The sequence below is a fragment of the Marinospirillum sp. genome, from assembly GCF_044810985.1.
Classification (GTDB): domain Bacteria; phylum Pseudomonadota; class Gammaproteobacteria; order Pseudomonadales; family Halomonadaceae; genus Marinospirillum.
This window is the reverse complement of the sequence record NZ_CP085242.1, coordinates 2,534,748-2,552,538: the sequence shown is the minus strand read 5'-3', so window position 1 is coordinate 2,552,538 and position 17,791 is coordinate 2,534,748. Positions and strand designations below refer to the sequence as shown.

The 17,791-nt window shown below is 53.7% G+C and carries 18 protein-coding genes; 5 read left to right on the top strand and 13 right to left on the bottom strand.

The window, feature by feature from the left end:
• Nucleotides 1-133 precede the first annotated feature (133 nt).
• Nucleotides 134-1,513, bottom strand: a complete 1,380-nt coding sequence (ffh, locus tag LG323_RS12035; RefSeq protein WP_310695947.1) for a signal recognition particle protein — start codon at nucleotides 1,511-1,513, stop codon at nucleotides 134-136.
• A gap of 149 nt (nucleotides 1,514-1,662) precedes the next feature.
• Between ffh and LG323_RS12030 the strand changes: the two genes are divergently transcribed.
• Together LG323_RS12030 and LG323_RS12025 are read left to right on the top strand one after the other, a co-directional pair.
• Nucleotides 1,663-2,460: a cytochrome c biogenesis protein CcsA gene (locus tag LG323_RS12030; protein WP_310695946.1), complete on the top strand. Its 798-nt coding sequence runs from the start codon at nucleotides 1,663-1,665 to the stop codon at nucleotides 2,458-2,460.
• 13 nt (nucleotides 2,461-2,473) lie between these two features.
• Nucleotides 2,474-3,775: an HlyC/CorC family transporter gene (locus LG323_RS12025; RefSeq protein WP_404416494.1), complete on the top strand. Its 1,302-nt coding sequence runs from the start codon at nucleotides 2,474-2,476 to the stop codon at nucleotides 3,773-3,775.
• Between the two features lie 6 nt (nucleotides 3,776-3,781).
• Here LG323_RS12025 and LG323_RS12020 read toward each other — a convergent pair whose 3' ends face one another.
• The 5 genes from LG323_RS12020 to LG323_RS12000 form a co-directional block, all read right to left on the bottom strand.
• A complete protein-coding gene (locus LG323_RS12020) occupies nucleotides 3,782-4,795 on the bottom strand; it encodes a tryptophan--tRNA ligase (protein ID WP_310695944.1) in 1,014 nt (337 codons plus the stop codon).
• 35 nt (nucleotides 4,796-4,830) lie between these two features.
• The gene (locus LG323_RS12015) at nucleotides 4,831-5,355 is read right to left on the bottom strand and encodes a gamma carbonic anhydrase family protein (RefSeq protein ID WP_404416491.1); all 525 of its coding nucleotides are present in this window, start codon (nucleotides 5,353-5,355) and stop codon (nucleotides 4,831-4,833) included.
• Between the two features lie 23 nt (nucleotides 5,356-5,378).
• Nucleotides 5,379-6,002 carry a CoA pyrophosphatase gene (locus LG323_RS12010; protein ID WP_404416488.1) on the bottom strand — a complete coding sequence of 208 codons (624 nt, stop codon included), beginning with the start codon at nucleotides 6,000-6,002 and terminating at the stop codon, nucleotides 5,379-5,381.
• 3 nt (nucleotides 6,003-6,005) lie between these two features.
• Nucleotides 6,006-6,833, bottom strand: coding sequence for an ion transporter (locus tag LG323_RS12005; protein WP_404416485.1), 828 nt, complete (start codon nucleotides 6,831-6,833; stop codon nucleotides 6,006-6,008).
• A 98-nt stretch (nucleotides 6,834-6,931) separates the two neighbouring features.
• Entirely contained in the window at nucleotides 6,932-7,933 is a 1,002-nt protein-coding gene (locus LG323_RS12000; RefSeq protein WP_404416483.1) for a cytochrome-c peroxidase, read from the bottom strand.
• A 218-nt stretch (nucleotides 7,934-8,151) separates the two neighbouring features.
• Between LG323_RS12000 and msrP the strand changes: the two genes are divergently transcribed.
• Both msrP and LG323_RS11990 read left to right on the top strand, forming a co-directional pair.
• A complete protein-coding gene (gene msrP, locus LG323_RS11995; RefSeq protein WP_404416480.1) occupies nucleotides 8,152-9,117 on the top strand; it encodes a protein-methionine-sulfoxide reductase catalytic subunit MsrP in 966 nt (321 codons plus the stop codon).
• Nucleotides 9,117-9,710, top strand: coding sequence for a sulfite oxidase heme-binding subunit YedZ (locus LG323_RS11990; protein ID WP_404416477.1), 594 nt, complete (start codon nucleotides 9,117-9,119; stop codon nucleotides 9,708-9,710). Before msrP ends, LG323_RS11990 begins: the two co-directional genes overlap by 1 nt.
• Nucleotides 9,711-9,735: 25 nt before the next feature.
• Here the strand turns inward: LG323_RS11990 and LG323_RS11985 are convergent, their stop codons facing one another.
• From LG323_RS11985 to LG323_RS11975, 3 genes are read right to left on the bottom strand one after another with little or no spacing between them, the layout of a single operon-like run.
• Nucleotides 9,736-10,047 (bottom strand): NGG1p interacting factor NIF3, encoded by a 312-nt coding sequence (locus LG323_RS11985; protein WP_404416474.1) that lies wholly within the window; start codon nucleotides 10,045-10,047, stop codon nucleotides 9,736-9,738.
• A gap of 3 nt (nucleotides 10,048-10,050) precedes the next feature.
• Nucleotides 10,051-11,181 carry a GNAT family N-acetyltransferase/peptidase C39 family protein gene (locus tag LG323_RS11980; protein WP_404416471.1) on the bottom strand — a complete coding sequence of 377 codons (1,131 nt, stop codon included), beginning with the start codon at nucleotides 11,179-11,181 and terminating at the stop codon, nucleotides 10,051-10,053.
• The gene (locus LG323_RS11975) at nucleotides 11,175-12,257 is read right to left on the bottom strand and encodes a M14 family metallopeptidase (RefSeq protein ID WP_404416468.1); all 1,083 of its coding nucleotides are present in this window, start codon (nucleotides 12,255-12,257) and stop codon (nucleotides 11,175-11,177) included. The genes LG323_RS11980 and LG323_RS11975 overlap by 7 nt, the downstream gene beginning before the upstream one ends.
• Nucleotides 12,258-12,399: 142 nt before the next feature.
• Between LG323_RS11975 and LG323_RS11970 the strand changes: the two genes are divergently transcribed.
• A complete protein-coding gene (locus LG323_RS11970; RefSeq protein WP_404416465.1) occupies nucleotides 12,400-13,890 on the top strand; it encodes a RimK family protein in 1,491 nt (496 codons plus the stop codon).
• Nucleotides 13,891-13,896: 6 nt separating this feature from the next.
• Here the strand turns inward: LG323_RS11970 and LG323_RS11965 are convergent, their stop codons facing one another.
• The 4 genes from LG323_RS11965 to LG323_RS11950 all read right to left on the bottom strand — a co-directional run bounded on the left by LG323_RS11965 (nucleotide 13,897) and on the right by LG323_RS11950 (nucleotide 17,593).
• A complete protein-coding gene (locus tag LG323_RS11965; RefSeq protein WP_404416462.1) occupies nucleotides 13,897-15,669 on the bottom strand; it encodes a DEAD/DEAH box helicase in 1,773 nt (590 codons plus the stop codon).
• 1 nt (nucleotide 15,670) lies between these two features.
• Nucleotides 15,671-16,486 (bottom strand): crotonase/enoyl-CoA hydratase family protein, encoded by an 816-nt coding sequence (locus tag LG323_RS11960; RefSeq protein WP_404416459.1) that lies wholly within the window; start codon nucleotides 16,484-16,486, stop codon nucleotides 15,671-15,673.
• Between the two features lie 66 nt (nucleotides 16,487-16,552).
• A complete protein-coding gene (locus LG323_RS11955; protein ID WP_310695931.1) occupies nucleotides 16,553-17,038 on the bottom strand; it encodes a hypothetical protein in 486 nt (161 codons plus the stop codon).
• An 81-nt stretch (nucleotides 17,039-17,119) separates the two neighbouring features.
• The gene (locus LG323_RS11950) at nucleotides 17,120-17,593 is read right to left on the bottom strand and encodes a tetratricopeptide repeat protein (RefSeq protein ID WP_404416456.1); all 474 of its coding nucleotides are present in this window, start codon (nucleotides 17,591-17,593) and stop codon (nucleotides 17,120-17,122) included.
• Between the last annotated feature and the right edge of the window lie 198 nt (nucleotides 17,594-17,791).

Here is a 17,791-nt window from a genome sequence, read left to right as displayed (position 1 = left end):
CGAAGTATTCTAATGGATAACGACAGCCTTGGGAAGCTTTACCTTAGGTTTTGCGCCAATTCGCGACATAAAATTCAGGTGGCGCTATTGTAGTGCCCAGCACAGGAAACGCAAGCCGTATTCCTGTTATTGCCTAGAAACGCGGTGGAAAACCGCCACCTCCCATACCCGGTGGCATTTGACCCTGCATACCCCGCATCATATTGGCTACGGAACCCTTGCTGGTCATCTTCTTCATCATTTTCTGCATTTGCTTGTGTTGCTTGATCAGGCGGTTGAGATCCTGAAGATGGGTTCCCGAGCCTTCACAGATGCGTCTCTTGCGTGAACCATTCAGCAATTCAGGCTTACGGCGCTCCCAGGGCGTCATGGAGTTGATGATGGCTTCCATCTTGCCCATCTCCTTCATGGGGCCCTGCTGTTCGGCCAGCTTGGCCATATTGCCCATGCCGGGAAGCTTTTCCAGCATGCTGGACATGCCGCCCATTTTTTTCATCTGCTGCAGCTGTTCACGAAAATCTTCCAGATCAAAGCCTTTGCCTTTTTTGACTTTTTTAGCCAGCTTCTCGGCCTTGCCCTGATCCAGTGTGCGCTCAGCCTCTTCAATCAGGGACAGCAGATCGCCCATCCCCAGAATCCGGGAGGCGATACGATCCGGGTAAAAAGGCTCCAGGGCATCGGTTTTTTCACCCATACCCATAAACTTGATGGGCTTGCCGGTAATGTGACGCACCGACAGGGCGGCACCACCCCGCGCATCACCATCCGCCTTGGTCAGCACCACACCGGTCAGCGGCAGGGCTTCATTGAACGCCTTGGCGGTATTGGCAGCATCCTGACCGGTCATGGCATCCACGACGAACAGGGTTTCCGATGGTTTGGCGATTTTGTGCAGGGCCTTGATTTCGCCCATCATCTCTTCATCGACATGCAGTCGACCGGCGGTATCCACGAGCAGGACATCATAAAACTTGATTTTGGCTTCCTGCATCGCAGCCGCAACGATATCCTGGGGCTTCTGGTCAGGGGTTGCCGGGAAGCAGTCCACCTCCACCTCTGTGGCCAGAGTCTGCAACTGGTCCATCGCGGCGGGACGGTAAATATCCGTTGAGACCACCAGCACCTTTTTCTTTTCCCGTTCGCGCAGGAAACGCCCCAGCTTGGCCACGGTGGTGGTTTTACCCGCACCCTGAAGGCCCGCCATCAGCACCACGGCAGGCTCGCCCTTCAGCTCCAGTGGAACCTGGGACTCGCCCATCACCTGGGTGAGGGTTTCGTTAACGATTTTCAGGAACTGTTCGCCCGGCTTGAGTGCTTTGGAAACCTCCTGACCCACGGCACGCTCCCGCACCTGGTCAATGAAGGATTTCACCACCGGCAAGGCAACATCAGCCTCCAGAAGGGCCATGCGGACTTCGCGCAGGGTGTCCTTGATGTTGTCTTCTGTCAGGCGGGCATTGCCGGAAATACTGCGCAACGTGTGCGATAGGCGATCACTTAAACTTTCAAACATCTTTATCCCCAATAATTGCAATTTGGCCGATTATAGACCACTGGACCCTGATTACTCCATGAAGTCATCAAGAATTGATGCCAAAGCTTTTTTAATCCGCTAGGATAGGCGGTTATTCAGTTTCCTTTATGGAGCATTCGATTCCAAGCATGGCTGCCTTTCTTCCTTTCAGCATACTGGCAATTGCCTTTTATCTGGCTGGCGCTTCCTGGGTATGGCTGCGGCTGGCTGGCAAGGTGCCTGAAAAATCTCTTCTGGTTCGCATTCTGGGACTGAGTGCACTCACTACGCATGCCATTGCCCTGTATGGGCAACTGGGCCTGGCGGATGGGCTTACCCTGGGGTTGCTGGAGGTTGCCTCCCTGCTCAGCTGGCTGATCTGTGCCTTCATACTTCTGGCCAGTCTGCGCCACCCAACCCTGAACCTGGCATCCCTGCTTTTCCCCCTGGCCGCTCTTTTTCTTCTGCTGGGGCAGTTTGCCGAGGGCAGCCAAAGCTTGGCTCCGGGCAAGGACGGCCTTCTCTTTCATGTCCTGGCCTCCCTGTCAGCCTACAGTCTTTTTGCCCTGGCCAGTGTCCAGGCTCTGCTGCTGGCTCTGCAGAACCGGCAATTGAAACATCACCACCTGAAAGGCCTGATTGCGGTTCTTCCCCCTTTGCAAACCATGGAACGCCTTCTGTTTGATCTGCTACTGGCAGGCCAGATTCTTTTGACCCTGGGCATTCTCAGCGGCTTTGTGTTTCTGGATTCCATGTTTTCCGGCGGCAATGGTCACAAAACCTTTTTTTCCATTGCTGCCTGGCTGACTTTCGGCACCCTGCTGATCGGGCACTGGCGCCTGGGCTGGCGGGGCAATACCGCCGTACGCTGGACTCTGGGTGGCAGCCTGCTTTTATTGATTGCCTATTTTGGCAGCCGACTGGTGCTGAAGTTTATAACCGGATAGAGGATAACCCTGCTTGAACACTGAATTACCCCTGGGGCTGTTGCTGGGACTCCTGGCCTTGCTGATTGCCCTCTCGGCTTTTTTCTCCGGTTCCGAAACCGGCATGATGTCAATCAACCGTTACCGCTTGAGCCACAAGGCCAAGCAGGGTGACAAGGCCTCCCAGCGCATCACTCGTCTGCTGGAGCGCCCGGACCGCCTTCTCGGCGTTATCCTGATCGGCAACAACTTCGTCAACAACTTTGCTGCCGCCATAGCCACCGTGATTGCCATTCATTTTCTGGGCGAAAGCCTGGGGCCGTTTGTGGCAACCATCCTGCTGACTATCACCGTGCTGATTTTTGCCGAAGTCACTCCCAAAACCCTGGCCGCACTGCACCCTGAGCGCTTTGCCCAGCCTGCATCCTTCGCCCTGACTCCACTGCTGAAACTGCTCTATCCGCTGGTCTGGTTGGTCAACCTGTTCAGCAATTTCATCCTGCGCCTGCTGGGTGTCAGCCCGGATGCGCGCAAACAGGACAGTCTGACCAGTGAGGAACTGCGCAGTGTGGTGAACGAGGCCGGCAACCTGATCCCCAGCCGTCACCAGAGAATGCTTTTGTCGATCCTGGATCTGGAAAAAATCACCGTGGATGACATCATGATTCCGCGCCAGGAAGTCATCGGCCTGGATCTTGAGCAGGATATGGACATCCTTCTGGAACAACTGCGCCATTGTCAGCACACCCGGCTTCCTGTTTACAAAAACGATATCAACAATGTCGTGGGCATTTTGCATCTGCGCGGTGCGCTCAGGTTGATTGCCTCAGCTGAGCCCACCAAGGGCATGCTAGTGCAGGAAACCCGCGAACCCTATTTTATTCCCGAATCCACGCCTCTGCAGACCCAGCTTTTGAATTTCCAGAAAGAAAAGCGCCGCATTGGCATGGTTGTGGATGAGTATGGCGATGTGCAGGGCCTGGTGACCCTGGAAGATATTCTGGAAGAGATCGTGGGTGAGTTCACGACCGATGCCCCCCAGAATCAGGAAGACATTCAGCCCCAGCCGGATGGCTCCTGGTTGATTGATGCCAGTGCCACGGTCAGGGAAATCAACAAGCAACTGGAATGGGAGCTGCCGACTCACGGCCCCAAAACCCTCAATGGGCTGATCCTGGAGTATCTGGAGTCCATACCGGATGGCAATATCAGTGTTGCCTTCGGCCCTTATCGCATTGAAACCCTGGAAGTGAAGGAAAACCTGATCAAGGCCGTGCGCTGCTGGGAGCTGACTCCCCCCAAGCGGCGCAAGCACAAGAAAAACAAAAAGGCCTAGAAGAAATCAGATAAAACGCCCCAGGCCCGCTGCTGCTTTCAGCCGCTGCAGGAAAGGCGAGGCATAGGCACGGGCTTTCTCAGCACCCTCTTGCAGCACTGCCTCGACATGGCCGGGGTCGGCCATCAGGCGCTGATATTCTTCCCGGGGTTCACGCAGCTGCTCATTCAGATATTCAAAAAGCTCTTTCTTCATTTCCCCCCAGCCAATCCCCTCGGCATAGCGCTGACGCATGGCCTCGGTTTCCCCTGGAGTGGCAAATGCTGAATAAATCTGGAAGAGGGTACAGCCTTCGGTTTCCTTGGGTTCGCCAGGTTCCAGAGAGTTGGTTTTGATCTTGTTGATCAGTTTGCGGAATTTCTTTTCCGGCTCAAACAGGGGGATGGTGTTGTTGTAGCTTTTGCTCATCTTGCGGCCATCCAGACCGTTGAGCACGGCAACACGATCATCCACCACGGCTTCGGGCAGGGTAAAGAATTCATCACCAAAGATATGGTTGAAACGCTGCCCGATATCCCGGGCCATCTCGATATGCTGAATCTGATCCCGGCCCACAGGAACCTTGTTGGCATTGAACAGCAGGATATCCGCAGCCATCAGGATCGGGTAACTGTAGAGCCCCATATTGATGCCCGCATCCGGATCCCGGTCACCCGCATCCAGGTTTTCCTGGACAGCAGCCTTGTAGGCATGGGCACGGTTCATCAGTCCCTTGGCGGCCACACAGGTCAGCAGCCAGGTCAACTCGGGGATTTCCGGCACATCACTTTGCCGATAAAAAACCGCATTATCGGTATCCAGACCCAGCGCCAGCCAGGTTGCCGCTATTTCGCGGCGCGATTCAGCCACCCGTTCAGGCTCATGGCATTTGATCAGGGCATGAAAGTCCGCCAGAAAAAAATACGGGGTCATGGCCTGGTCGCGACTGGCTGCTATCGCCGGGCGAATGGCACCGACATAGTTGCCCAGGTGGGGCGTGCCTGTGGTGGTGATACCAGTTAATACGGTTGTTTTAGTCATGCTTGCAAAGAAACCTTTTGTCAGTCAGTCGTCAGTTAGGGGCGGGGGCGGAAGCTGTTTAAGTATCTCAGGCTGTTTTCCACATAATGCTCGGCACTGGCTTCCAGTTGTGCTTGCTGGTCATCCCGCAGCTCACGTTTGATCTGTCCGGGTGAGCCCAGAACCAGTGAGCCATCAGGCACCACCATTCCCTCAGGAATCAGGGTATTGGCACCAATCAGGCAATGGCTGCCGATTTTAGCACCATTCAGCACCACGGCGTTCATGCCCACCAGGCTGTAATCGCCTATTTCGCAGCCGTGCAGCATGGCTTTGTGACCAATCGTCACCCCCTTGCCAATCACCAGGGGATAGCCAATGTCGGTATGCAGGATGCTGCCGTCTTGGACGTTGCTTTTCTCACCCAGGGTGATCGGATCATTATCCCCCCGAATCACCACGTTAAACCAAACGCTGGATTGCTCATGCAAAACAACGCTGCCAATCAGGGTGGCATTGGGGGCAACAAAAATCTGCTCACCTTTAAATTGAACACGCCGGTCTTCAAGGTCATAAAGCATAAAGGTACCTGTCTGGGTCAATTTCATCGGGGCGGGAAAGGCCTTACCGGCCGTTTAATGGTTTTGCCTTGCGGCTTGTGCTTGAGGCTGATATCCATATTAAACCCAACCTGCAAAAGTTCAACCAGCATCATGGCGGACAGACCCCAGATGGTGAATTCATTCCAGTTGTAGCTGGGCACATAAAGCCGCTGCTCGGCCACCTGGATTTCATCGGTATGGCTGCGTGGATCATCAAAAAACCAGCGCAGGGGCACCTGGAAAATGGCATCCAGCTCGTCTTCGCAGGGGTAGAGTTCCAGTTGGCCGGGAATCAGGCCCACATAGGGGGTAACCCGAATACCGTGCAGGGAAATCAGCTCGCCCAGTGAGCCCAGAACCTCAACCTGGCTCGGGTCCAAACCCACTTCCTCCTGAGCCTCCCGCAAAGCGGTTGCAATCAAGTCAGTATCTTCAGCATCTCGTTTGCCTCCAGGAAAAGCAACCTGGCCACTGTGGGTCTTCATATGTCCGGCTCGACGGGTCAAGACCAGTTTGGGATCAGGTTCACGGGTCACCGGCAAAAGTACCGCAGCTTCCGGGTAATCGGACCCTTGCAGCCTTTCCGGCCGGTGACCGGCCAGATTATTGCGCAGAGCATCCAGCATGGTCTAAATCTTCCCGTCCAGTTTGGCTTCGATGCGATCCAACTGGCTTTGCTGGCTTTCAACATGCTCCCTTAACCAATGAATATCGGCCGCTTCGCCTTCACCGGTTTCCAGTTCATGCAGGGCGCTTTCTTTCTGCATAACATCCAGCACGATGCCGATCATCATGTTCAGAAAGATAAAGGCATTGAGAAAAATAAAGGTCAGAAAGAAAATCCAGCTGTAGGGGTAATGCTCCATGGTGGGATAAAGCACAGCCGTTGCCCAGCTTTCAAAAGTGGCCACCTGGAAAAGAGTCAACATCGCCAGGGAAATATTGCCCCAGAGCTTTTCGTCAACCTCATGAAAAAGAAAGCTGCCGACGGCACCATAAATATAAAAAATGATAAACATGATCAGGGCAACATAGCCCATGCGGGGCAGGGACTTCACCAGTGCCGACAGCAGCATTCGCAACTCGGGAATCATGGAAACCAGACGCAGGACACGGAAAACCCGCAGCAGTCGGGCCAGCAAGACCATCTGGGAGTCATCAATAGGAATAAGGCTGGCCGTGACTATGGCAAAATCAAACAGATTCCAGCCTTTTTTGAAAAAATCGAGAGTGCGCTTTTCTGCAGCAATACGAACAATGATTTCAGCCAAAAACAGGAGAGTCACGCCCCAGTCCAGCCAGTACATGACCTTTTCAAAGCGACTGGTTTCTTCGTAGGTTTTGGCACCTATCAGAAGGGCCGAAATGATGATAACGGCAATGACAAAGGTTTCAAAAAGCTTGTGACTGCGCAGCTGTTCCAGCTGATCACGCCAATGGGATGCAGTTACACTCATTTTGCAGGCAAGCTCCAGTCGGGATGGAAAGCTGCCTATTATCCGCGAAGTTCATCAGCAAGCAAGGGTTGGCTCCTCCCTGAGCCAGATTTCTGCCTTTAAGGCAGGGCAGGAATTTCAAGCTCCGGCATTTCCCCGGTCAGGGTATGCAGGAAGGCAACAACATCTTCAATGGTCTGGTCATCAAATTCACGACCCAGCATTTCACTGGCCATGACCTGAACGGCTTCATCCAGCTCTTCGACACCGCCATTGTTGAAGTAAGGATAGGTCACAGCAACATTACGCAGGGTTGGAGTTTTGAAGCGGTGCATGTCCCCTTCATCACCGGTGACACCATAACGGCCTTCATCGGTGGAGCCAGGCACCTGAATGGCATGGAAGTTACTGTCAGTCAGAGCAGGGCCGGAGTGACAGGCAGTACAGCCATTGTCAGCAAAAGCCGCCATGCCGCGTTTTTCCTGCTCAGTCAGGGCATCCAGATCACCCCGCAGGTAGCGGTCAAAAGGCGAGTTGGGGGTATTCAGGGTGCGCTGGAAACTGGCCAGGGCCTTGGCGACATTTTCTTCAGTAATGGCGCCGGAATCCCCATAGGCCGCTTCAAAAGCTTTTTGATAGGCATCAAATGTCTTCAGGCGCTCAATGGCTTCTTCCAGAGGCATATTCATTTCAATACCCGCTTCGATCGGACCCAGAGCCTGGGCCTCCAGATCTTCAGCACGACCATCCCAGAACTGGGCACCAAAAAAACCGGAGTTCAGAACGGTGGGTGTATTGCGCTCACCAACTGACCCGGCATGCCCTGTGGCACGGGGAATACGGTCGGTCCAGCCCAGTGCCGGGTTATGGCAGGTTGCGCAGCTGATAACGCCACTGCTGGAAATGCGGGGTTCAAAAAACAGCATCTTGCCCAGCTCGATTTTTTCGGGGGTCAGGCTGTTGTCAGCCGGAATGGGAGCAATAGCAGGCAGGGGTTCAAAACGATCCGCATATTTGCTGTGGTAGCCATCATCAGCCCAGGCACTGGTGCCAGTAAAAGCCAGCAAGCCAGCCGCACCCAGCAGGGGCAGTGTTTTACTGAGAGGTGCTTTCCAGTTCATAGGTGTCTCCTCGGTTTTTTATGGCTGATATAAATGCTTTTTAGCTTTTAACTATCAGCCTATTAGTATAAATTTATCAACAACTTGCAGATAAATTTTATTGGAACTAAAGTTAGACTAGAACTTTCATAGTCAGGGCGCAAGAACCAGCCAAGACAATTAATTGACCTTGATCAAGTTTATGTCCGATAACTCCAACCACCCTTCAAGGAACTCTTATGCCTCGCTATATTTACCCGGCCCTGCCTGAATCCGAAGTCACACCTGAGCGCCTGTATCGGGAAAGACGTCGCTTCATGAAGCAATCTGCTGGCCTGGTTCTAGCCGCCAGTCTGCCCGGATGGTCAGGCCTGAGCCTGGCTCAGGACAAGCCAGCCTCCTGGAAACAAAAGCTTCCCGAGGCTCCTTCCAATAATCAGTTTTCCACCCAGGAGCCCTTGACCGACCAGAAAATAGTGACCAGTTATAATAATTTTTTTGAATTGGGGACACGTAAACGCGACCCTTCGGACTGGGGACATTACCTGCAAACAGATCCCTGGGCTATTAAAGTGGAAGGTGAGGTTAATAAACCCGGCACTTATGATTTAAATAAACTAATAAAACCCGAACAGTTGGAAGAACGTATTTACCGTTTACGTTGTGTGGAAGCCTGGTCCATGGTTATTCCCTGGACGGGTTTTCAATTAAGTGAATTGATTAAACGCCTGGAACCCACTTCAAGAGCTAAATACGTCGTATTTGAAACCCTTTATGACCCTGAGCAACTGCGGGGGCAACGCCGGGATACAATTGACTGGCCCTACACGGAAGGACTACGTATGGATGAAGCCATGCACCCCCTCACTCTCATGGCTGTGGGTCTTTATGGCAAACCCCTGCCCAATCAGAACGGGGCTCCCATCCGCCTGGTTGTGCCCTGGAAATACGGCTTCAAGAGCATCAAATCCATCGTCAAACTGCGTTTCCAGGAGGAGCAGCCCGTTTCCAGCTGGCAGCAGTTGGCACCGGAAGAATACGGCTTCTATGCCAACGTCAACCCCCAGGTCAGCCACCCGCGCTGGTCTCAGGCCAGGGAAAGACGCCTGGGTGAAGAGGGTCGCCGCAAGACCTTGATGTTCAATGGTTATGAAGAAGAAGTGGCGCATCTCTACCAGGGCATGGATTTGGAGAAAAATTACTGATGTCGTTGCGTTTGTTTCGCTGGCTGGTTTTTCTGGGAGGCATCAGCCCTGCCTTTGCTTTTGCCTGGCTCTGGCACCAGGACAGGTTGGGGATTTTTCCGGAAGAAACCCTCTTGCATTTGAGCGGGCGCACAGGCCTGACTCTTCTGCTGGTCACTATTGCCTGGGGATTTGCCTGGCGCTTTACCGGCTGGGTGGGCTTTATTGCCACCCGCCGCCAAGTGGGGCTCTGGGCCTTCTGGTGGCTGACGGGGCACCTGCTGATCTGGATCGGCTGGGATCAGGGCTGGCAGTGGGCCTGGGCACTGGAAGAAATCGGCGAACTGCTGCATCTGCAACTGGGGGTGTCCGCCTGGCTGATCCTTCTGCTTTTGGCTCTGACATCACCCACTGATCTGCGCAAAGCCATGCCCCCATTGGCCTGGAAAAGCCTCCACCGTTTGATTTACCTGGCTTCAGCTCTGGGTATCTGGCACCTCTGGATTGCCACCCGCCTGGATTATCGAATGGTCACGGCTTTTGCTTTCACCCTTGCAGGGCTGCTCCTCTTAAGGCTGATTTTCCTCAAGCCACCTGAAGGCTCTAAACAATGATTTACGTAATGAGCGCAATAGTTAATCAGAAGTCTTCCAACTTCCAGACTTCATAGGCAGGCTCCTCATAAGGATGCGCTTTTTTCATGGCTGCTACGGCCGCCTTGATCAAAGCACCATCACAAACCAGCTCAACTTTCAGTTCCTGCACTTTTTCCAGGGCATTCACTTCCCCCAGGTGTGGGTTGGCACCCTCCAGGGGTCGGAATTGTCCAGCACCCGGCGTTTGAAAGCAGCAGTGCTCGTAAAGGCCAATACGTCCGGCCCCGGTGGCAAAAACAGCTTCTTTGACAATTTCAGAATTTTCTTCAGGGACAAAAAAGGCAAATTTGTACATGCTTCACCTCCGTTTTGGAAATACAACAACAGCTGTTCTCAGTTTTTCCTGACCAAAACAGGCCATGCGTGAGAAGTCCTTGCGCGAAACAGGAACCTGCAGAGTGTCCAGACGACTTTTCTGCTCCTCCTCATCCACTTCCGGATCATTCAAATAGATAAACTGGTCGTCCATGGCCGTCACCACCACCCAATGGGGGCTTTTCTGGCGACTGAAACGCCAGGAACTGATCAACACCAGAGGCACCCCACCCGCTTCCAGGGTGGAAAACAGATCTTCCAGAGTCAATTCACCCAGGTGCTCGCGAATATCGGTCTTCTCCATCTGGGCGGCAAAATCCTGATGCACCAGGGTCAGTACTTCTTTTTTGGTGCTGTCCCTTACACCGCGAACAAACAAAGGCCCTTCCCGGTTGATCCAGAGTTCCACCCGAAAACCTCGCTGCCAGGCTGCCAGTGCCAGGCCTCTTGGGCCACAGCCCCCATGCCCGGTGGTCATAAAAATACTGGTGGCTTCGCGCCAGAGTTGCAGTTCCAGACTGCGGCTCAACTCAAGCCCTTCATCTTGCGCCTTCATGGCCATCATCAGCGAAGCCGGGCCACAGGTGAAAGGCAGAGTTTGCTGGTAATAGGGCACTTGCAGCACCAGGCCACCGGGCGGTTTATACAAACGCTTCTGGAAGCGCAGCGCCGTGGCATGATCTTCATAATAATCCGCATACTCCCCAAACTGACGATAGCCAGCCTGAGTGTAGAGATGAAGGGCACTCTGATTGTCCGGCCTTACTTCCAGGCGCAGAGCGGAACACCCTTGCTCCAGGGCAAGGGCTTCAGCACTGGCCAGCAGTTGTTTGCCCAGCCCCTGACCATGCTGCTCAGGAGCCACCGCCAGGGAGTAAATTCGCGCCAGACTGGTGCCGCGGTGAAAGAGTAGCAACAAATAGGCAACCAGCTGTCCCTCGGGCGTCACCAGAACCTGCAGGGAGGCATGGCCTTTTTGCAGCAACCAACGAAATTGCCGACGACTCAGACGATCACTGGCAAAACAGCGCGCTTCCAGAGCCAGCAGGGAATCCAGGTCGGTCAGCTGGGCTGCGCGCTGTAGCGGTTTTTGCGTAACCTGGCTGCTCACCATTCCGCCAGCCCCTTGAGGGCCTGGTCAATTCTCTGCAAACCCTGGGCAATCACGGCCTTCCGCCAGTCACTGGCTGCGGGGCAGAAGTGCTCCAGCAAGGCCTGCTGGATTGCCAGGCTTTGAACAGAATCAACAGAGGATAAAGGCTGTTGCGCCAGCCAGTGATCACCACGCAAGACATGAAACAACTGCGGGGTGGAACCGGTTCCGAATTCCAGGGTGACAAAAGAGCAGCGTTCTGGCAGTAATTCATGCCAGAAAAAATCAATCAAACCCTGCTTGGGAACGGAAGAAGAGGTTCCCAGCAAAGGTTCGGTAACCGCTTCACCATACCAGCGCCTGGCCCAACGTACGCCTTGACTGCCCGGTGGATGATCGCAAATCACCTCACCCACAGCGTAGTCACCCAGCCCGGTGTGCACATCCAGGATGGCCACTGCTTTACGCTGCTCAAGCTCCAACTCTTCGGCCAAAGCTTGCAATTGCAGCCGTGACCAGCTGGGTGCCTGTCCACCATAAAAAAGCCCCTCAGGGTGCGTGTATTGACCGCCACTGACGGCCACCTCATAGGCTGTCTCACCATATTGCTGCCGGTAGGCTTCCAGCTGTTGGTCAGCAACCTCCAGAGCTTTCGGACTCCAGGAGGCAGGAATCAGAGCGGAAGCCAGCTCCGCATAACCGGGGTTTTCGGGGAGGCGGGTAAAATCCACAAAGTTACGATTCAAATCAATACCCTGTTCATCCACGCGCCGTTGAAAGGAAAATCCCCAGGGATTCATCGCATGCAAAAGCAACAGGGCAGTGTCATTCGGCAGACTCACTTTCTGATTCAGCAAAGCGGCCTGAACCGCCGAACCGGCAAAACCTTCAACACCGTGGGTGGCTGATTGCACGACCAGCAAGTGCTCAGCATCACGGGGGCCGAGCCAGAGAGCATCCAGAGCCAGCTCCTCATCCTCACAGCCCTTCAGTGGGTGTATGCGGGCTGTCTGCCAGGTATTCAGGGGTTGCTCGGCAGCAGCTCGCAGAAATTGTTGCCGGGCCTGACGGTAGGTCGGTTGAAAAAAAGTCGGCATTTGAGCGACTCCTTAAAGATCAGTTCGTCTAGATTACGCTTCCTGGCATAGACAAACCAGCGGCTGAAAAATTTTCTCTCACCCTCTTGCCAGCCCACTCATTCAGGACGATAGTGCAAGTCTTGACTGCCTGGAGGCACATATGACCCGTTTGAAAATTGTTGTGGATAAGCTTGCAGACTGGGTGGCCTACTACCCCTCCGAAGACCTCATTTCTGCCCATGATTATCTGGCTCAGGGCAGCCGCACAGATGCCACCCCCACCCAGGTCATCAATCTCTGCAACAGCTACCGTTACCTGAGCTACGGTTATTACACCTCTCTGCTGGCCGAAGCCAGGGGGCACAAGGTCATACCCTCCATCAGGGCCATCAACGATCTGGGTAAAAAGTCCATTTACGGGCTAAACCTGGACAGTCTCAATGAATCCCTGAACAAGCTGGTCAAGCGTAGCAAGACCTTGCAAACACAGTTGGAAGACGACCAGCGTCTGGAAATCACCCTTTGCTTTGGGCAGACACTCTTTGAACCTTTGAGTGAACTGGCCCGCCAGATTTTTGAGCACTTCCCCTGCCCCTTGCTGAGCATCAGCTTTCGTCCCGGCGACAACTGGCAGATCGAAGCCTTAAAACCCAAAGGACTTAAGCACCTGACCCCTGAAGAAGAGGATCTCTTTGCCACGGCTCTGGATGGCTTCAGTCGCAAGATCTGGCGCAAAACCAGCCAGCGCCGCAAATATCGTTATGATCTGGCCATCCTTGTGGATCATGAGGAAGCGCTACCACCTTCAGACCCTCAGGCTCTAAAGCAAATGATTCGTGCCGGGCGCAAGCTGGGCATTGATGTGGATCTGATCAGCAAAAAAGATTTCAGTCGTCTGGCCGAATATGATGGTCTTTTCATCCGGGAAACCACCTCCATCAGCAACCACACCTACCGCTTTGCCAAAAAAGCCGAAGTGGAAGGTTTGGTGGTCATGGATGACCCAACTTCCATTCTGCGTTGCTGCAACAAAGTCTATCTGGCCGACCTTCTGGCCAGCAAGAAGATTGCCATGCCTGGCACCCACTTCCTCTATAAAGACCATAAAAAAGAATTACAGCAACTGGCCGGTGCACTCAATTACCCGGTAGTGCTCAAGGTACCCGACGGGGCCTTTTCCAAGGGTGTGGTCAAGGCCGAAAACAAAACGGAGCTGCTGGAGGCTGCAAAAAATTATTTCCGGCATTCGGCCATTCTTCTGGTTCAGGAATTCATGTACACCGATTACGATTGGCGCATCGGGGTACTCAACAACAAGCCACTCTTTGCCTGCCAGTACTTCATGACCCAAGGGCACTGGCAGATTTACAACCACTCAACAGGGACCACCGAATCCGGGGACTTTTCCACCCTGCCGGTTCATCAGGTGCCCCAGCAGGTTGTCAAAACGGCCCTGAAGGCCACCCGCCTGATTGGTGATGGCCTTTACGGTGTGGACCTGAAACAAAGTGGTGATCGAGTGGTGGTGATTGAAGTCAATGACAACCCCAATATCGACTCAGAGGTTGAAGACGCCTATCTCAAAGAAGATCTCTATCTGCAATTGATGGGTGAATTTTTGAGACGCATGGAAAACAAGCGCCGAGCCTGAACAAACCTAGGAAGCAGCAACCGCTTTACGATAGCGCCCCTGGTAATCAAAAAGACGCTGCTGGATACGCCAGTGCTTCTTGTTGACCTTACGGGCCACCACAAAATCCGGGGGGCGCAGGCGGGCCTGCTCGCTGACAACCTCCTCGGGTGAAGCCGGTGACCAGTCAACACCAGGGGCACGCAAATGCTCCTGGAGGAAAACCCGCTTGAATACCTGACGCTGGCCGGACGTTTCCAGCGCATACCAGTCACTGAGGCTCACCCCTTCTTCGTCATAATAGGTGACTTGCAGACGTGGCAAACCCCGGCCGTTTGTAGTGGCTTCCAGCGTCATTCCGCTGACCCTGAGCACTCGGGCATCTTTCAATTGCAGGGCTTTTTTGAGCTGACTGTCAGCATCCACCAGGGTGGCATCACAGTGCGGGCAGGTTCGTGCTGCAATATCGGCTTCACCACCACAGGTGTCGCAAATACGAAAGCGGAAACGAAAATCACACTGCTCGCCTTGACCGGAATCCTCTTGCAGCAAGCCCTGGCAACGACGCCCAAAATGCTCCAGGACTTCACCTTCCGAGGTAGTTCTCCCCCAGAAGCTGTTGGCAAAACCGCAGGCCGGACAGAGCACCTGAACCAACTCGGTATCCCTGGCCGGTTTGGGGCTGGCAATTTCCGGTGCCCAGATATCCCAGGGATTCCCAGCATAATCCAACAGTAGGCAGTCCTTTTTTCCTGTTTGCGGCGAAAGGCGCAGTCCACGACCCAGAATCTGCTGGTAAAGACTGACCGATTCCGTAGGCCGCAGCAGGGCAATCACATCAACATGAGGGGCATCAAAGCCAGTGGTGAGTACCGAAACATTCACCAGATATTTGATTTCTTGGGTTTTGAAAGCGGCAATCAGGGCTTCACGCTCGGCACTGGCCAGATCACCGGTAATCAGGGCAGTTTGTTCCTGGGGCAGGTACGAAGCAACTTCTTCGGCATGGCGCACACTGGCACAGAAAATCATCACGCCCCGGCGCTCAGCGGCTCGCTCCTGGATATCCGCCACTATACTTGGAGTAATGCGCTGTTCCTGAACCACCCGATCCAGTTCCTGCTCCTTGAAATAACCTAAATTGCCCGGCATCAATACCGAAAAATCATAGGCCAGCAGGGCCATATCCATTTTTACCGGATGGACCAGATACCCCTTCTTGACCATCCAGCGCAAGGGCAGCTCATAAATGCAGGCTGCAAAAAAACTATCTTCATCGCCGCGCACGGCCTGCTGCTGCAAGTGACGCTGATAGATAAACCCCTGCCCCAGTCGATAGGGTGTGGCTGTCAGCCCCAGGATTTTGAGATGAGGGTTCAGGCTTTGCAAATGCTGAATGACTTGCTGGTAGCTGGAATCCTCCTTGAGGCTGACCCGATGGCATTCATCTATGACCAGAAGGGTAAAGGCGGCATCATCAAAACGCTGCAAATGACGGCTGACAGACTGCACGGAGCCAAAAACCACCTGGCGCTCAGCGGTCTTCTCGCCCAGCCCGGCACTGAAAATGTTGGCTTGCATCCCATAAGCTGCATACTTGGCATGATTCTGGGCAACCAGTTCCCGCACATGGGCAAGCACCAGTACCCGGCCTTTGGCCAGGCGGGCCAGCTCGGCAATCACCAGACTCTTGCCTGCTCCGGTTGGCAGGCTCAGTAAAGCCGGGGCACTGGTGGCACGGAACCATTCCAGTACCCGTTGCACTGCTTCTGTCTGGTAGGGTCTGAGTTGCAGAGTCAAATCAATCGACTTTGAATTGTGGTGGACGCTTTTGCAGATTCGCCTGGACCGCTTCCATCTGGTTCGGGGTTCCCAGCAGACGCTTTTGCAGTTTTTCCTCCATGGCCAGGCGCTCATCATCCGTCTGGGTGAAAGAATCACGTAAGAGATGCTTGCTGGATCGAACCATTTCCGGTGAACGCTGAAGAATAATTGCAGTCAACTCTTCGGCACGTGCCAGAGGGTCTTCAGCCACTTCAGTCACCAGACCTTCCTGACGAGCCAAGTCACCGGACAAAACTTCTGCAGTCAACGTCAGGCGCAGGAGAACATCCTCACGCACACAGCCACGCGAAGTAACACTCAGACCCATGTCAGGAATAATCCCCCAGCGCCCTTCCATGACCGACAAACGGGCCTCAGGATGGGCAATGCGTAAATCCGCCCCCAGAGCAATCTGCAGCCCACCACCAAAGCAGTAGCCGTTAATTGCAGCAATGACAGGCACAGGCAGCGAACGCCAACCCAAAGCCAGGTGTTGCACCTTGTTGTGGGGGTAGCCATCACTGCCACTCAGCAAAAACTGAATATTCTTGGGGTCGGCCATCACCCCAGCCACATCCAGACCGCTGCAAAAGCTGTCACCTGAACCACTGATGATCACGGCACGCAGACCACGGTGAGAATGCAAGCTGGTCAGGATTTCCAACAGAGACTCTATCAGCTCCATATCCAGGCTATTATGCTTGGCAGGTCGATTCAGGGTGACCCTGGCGACCCCTTCTTTCAGGCTGAGTAGAACACGCGGTTCTTCGGATGAGGAATTCAAAGTAGACATGCTGAAGCCTTATGGTCGTTCATTTACCACAAGACTATTCATACAGGCGTTTAAAAACAAGTTTTTTTAGATTTCGGCAGTCAAGCGGTAGGTGCGCTGCAGCATATAAGCATCATCGGCAGCGCGATGACGCATCAGCTTGAGGTCATCAAGCACCTGCTGCTTGATGCGTCCCCAGCTTGCCAGCTGCTGTTCACTCAATAATTTATTCAGGGTATCAATACGGAAATGTTGCAAGCAGCCAGCTTCATGAAACAACAGGGCCAGCCAGCTACTGTCAAAGCCCCAGCTGTCACTGAAAACCGTTTTCCCTTCCAACTCCTGGTTGAGCCAGGCAGCCACCTCAATTACCGGGTAACCTTCTGCTTTGAGTTGCTCGCGGGAAATACCGTGTACCTGTTCGGCCTCTTCACTCCAGTGAGTCCATTCCGGCTCAGGCTTGATCAAGCGCGCAGCAACACTTCCATCAGGGCGGGCAAAACCAACCTCTATGGGATAACTGCCACGGCCAAAACCCGAAGCTTCAAGGTCAATAATGAACGGCATTTCCATCTGGTGCCCTTACACTGGAAAACTAAGTCACTAGGAGCCCCGAGTTTAGCCTATTCGACAAGCAAATTGTAAGCCTGGGGGTTAGTTACCTGGGTTTTCCGCTTCTGCATCCCATTGTTGGGCCTTGGTTTCACTGGCAGGCAGGCCCAGTTCGCCACAACGGTAAGCTTTAGCCAAGCGTTGCCGTGCCTGAAGGTGACCCTGCTCAGCTGCACGTGCATACCAGGTAACAGCGTTGGGATCACTGGAAACAAAAGGGCGCAGGCCTTTTTCATAAATGCTGCCAGCATGCCATTGGGCTTCAGCGTTACCCTGTTGGGCCGCTTGCATCAGATATTCAGCACCCAGGATTCTGTCGCGTGAAGTAGCCCCTTCACTCAGCAGCCGTTGTCCGAAAACAACCAGGGTGCGTTGATGGCCGAGTTTGGCAGCATGGTGCATCAAGCCACGAGTCAAGTGGCCCAAAAGCTTCAAGCCCGGCTTGCAGGCAAGTTTGTAAAAGCGGTCTGCTAATGAAAACTCCAGGCTGGCCAGTAACTGGTTCGATGGTGACATCTTGACCTCATCATGTAGCGAGAATGCGCGAGTAGAAGGTGGTTATCCAGGCTCTACCTGGCTCGCACTTGCGAAGTGTGCGGATTGTAATCACCTAAAGAGCATTTGATAAGCCTTTTTTTAATAAATATGTAAACGGGAAGGCATCACACGAGCCAGTAAAGGCTTGATATACTGCAAAACCTGATAAACAATCGC

What these genes read in the sequence shown, in the direction of transcription:
- LG323_RS11955 (WP_310695931.1), bottom strand. Translation starts at nt 17,038, where the DNA reads ATGGAAATGCCGTTCATTATTGACCTTGAAGCTTCGGGTTTTGGCCGT.
- LG323_RS12030 (WP_310695946.1), top strand. Translation starts at nt 1,663, where the DNA reads ATGGCTGCCTTTCTTCCTTTCAGCATACTGGCAATTGCCTTTTATCTG.
- LG323_RS11970 (WP_404416465.1), top strand. Translation starts at nt 12,400, where the DNA reads ATGACCCGTTTGAAAATTGTTGTGGATAAGCTTGCAGACTGGGTGGCC.
- LG323_RS12015 (WP_404416491.1), bottom strand. Translation starts at nt 5,355, where the DNA reads ATGCTTTATGACCTTGAAGACCGGCGTGTTCAATTTAAAGGTGAGCAG.
- LG323_RS12005 (WP_404416485.1), bottom strand. Translation starts at nt 6,833, where the DNA reads ATGAGTGTAACTGCATCCCATTGGCGTGATCAGCTGGAACAGCTGCGC.
- LG323_RS11985 (WP_404416474.1), bottom strand. Translation starts at nt 10,047, where the DNA reads ATGTACAAATTTGCCTTTTTTGTCCCTGAAGAAAATTCTGAAATTGTC.
- LG323_RS11950 (WP_404416456.1), bottom strand. Translation starts at nt 17,593, where the DNA reads ATGTCACCATCGAACCAGTTACTGGCCAGCCTGGAGTTTTCATTAGCA.
- msrP (WP_404416480.1), top strand. Translation starts at nt 8,152, where the DNA reads ATGCCTCGCTATATTTACCCGGCCCTGCCTGAATCCGAAGTCACACCT.
- LG323_RS12000 (WP_404416483.1), bottom strand. Translation starts at nt 7,933, where the DNA reads ATGAACTGGAAAGCACCTCTCAGTAAAACACTGCCCCTGCTGGGTGCG.
- ffh (WP_310695947.1), bottom strand. Translation starts at nt 1,513, where the DNA reads ATGTTTGAAAGTTTAAGTGATCGCCTATCGCACACGTTGCGCAGTATT.
- LG323_RS12010 (WP_404416488.1), bottom strand. Translation starts at nt 6,002, where the DNA reads ATGCTGGATGCTCTGCGCAATAATCTGGCCGGTCACCGGCCGGAAAGG.
- LG323_RS11975 (WP_404416468.1), bottom strand. Translation starts at nt 12,257, where the DNA reads ATGCCGACTTTTTTTCAACCGACCTACCGTCAGGCCCGGCAACAATTT.
- LG323_RS12020 (WP_310695944.1), bottom strand. Translation starts at nt 4,795, where the DNA reads ATGACTAAAACAACCGTATTAACTGGTATCACCACCACAGGCACGCCC.
- LG323_RS11990 (WP_404416477.1), top strand. Translation starts at nt 9,117, where the DNA reads ATGTCGTTGCGTTTGTTTCGCTGGCTGGTTTTTCTGGGAGGCATCAGC.
- LG323_RS11960 (WP_404416459.1), bottom strand. Translation starts at nt 16,486, where the DNA reads ATGTCTACTTTGAATTCCTCATCCGAAGAACCGCGTGTTCTACTCAGC.
- LG323_RS11980 (WP_404416471.1), bottom strand. Translation starts at nt 11,181, where the DNA reads ATGGTGAGCAGCCAGGTTACGCAAAAACCGCTACAGCGCGCAGCCCAG.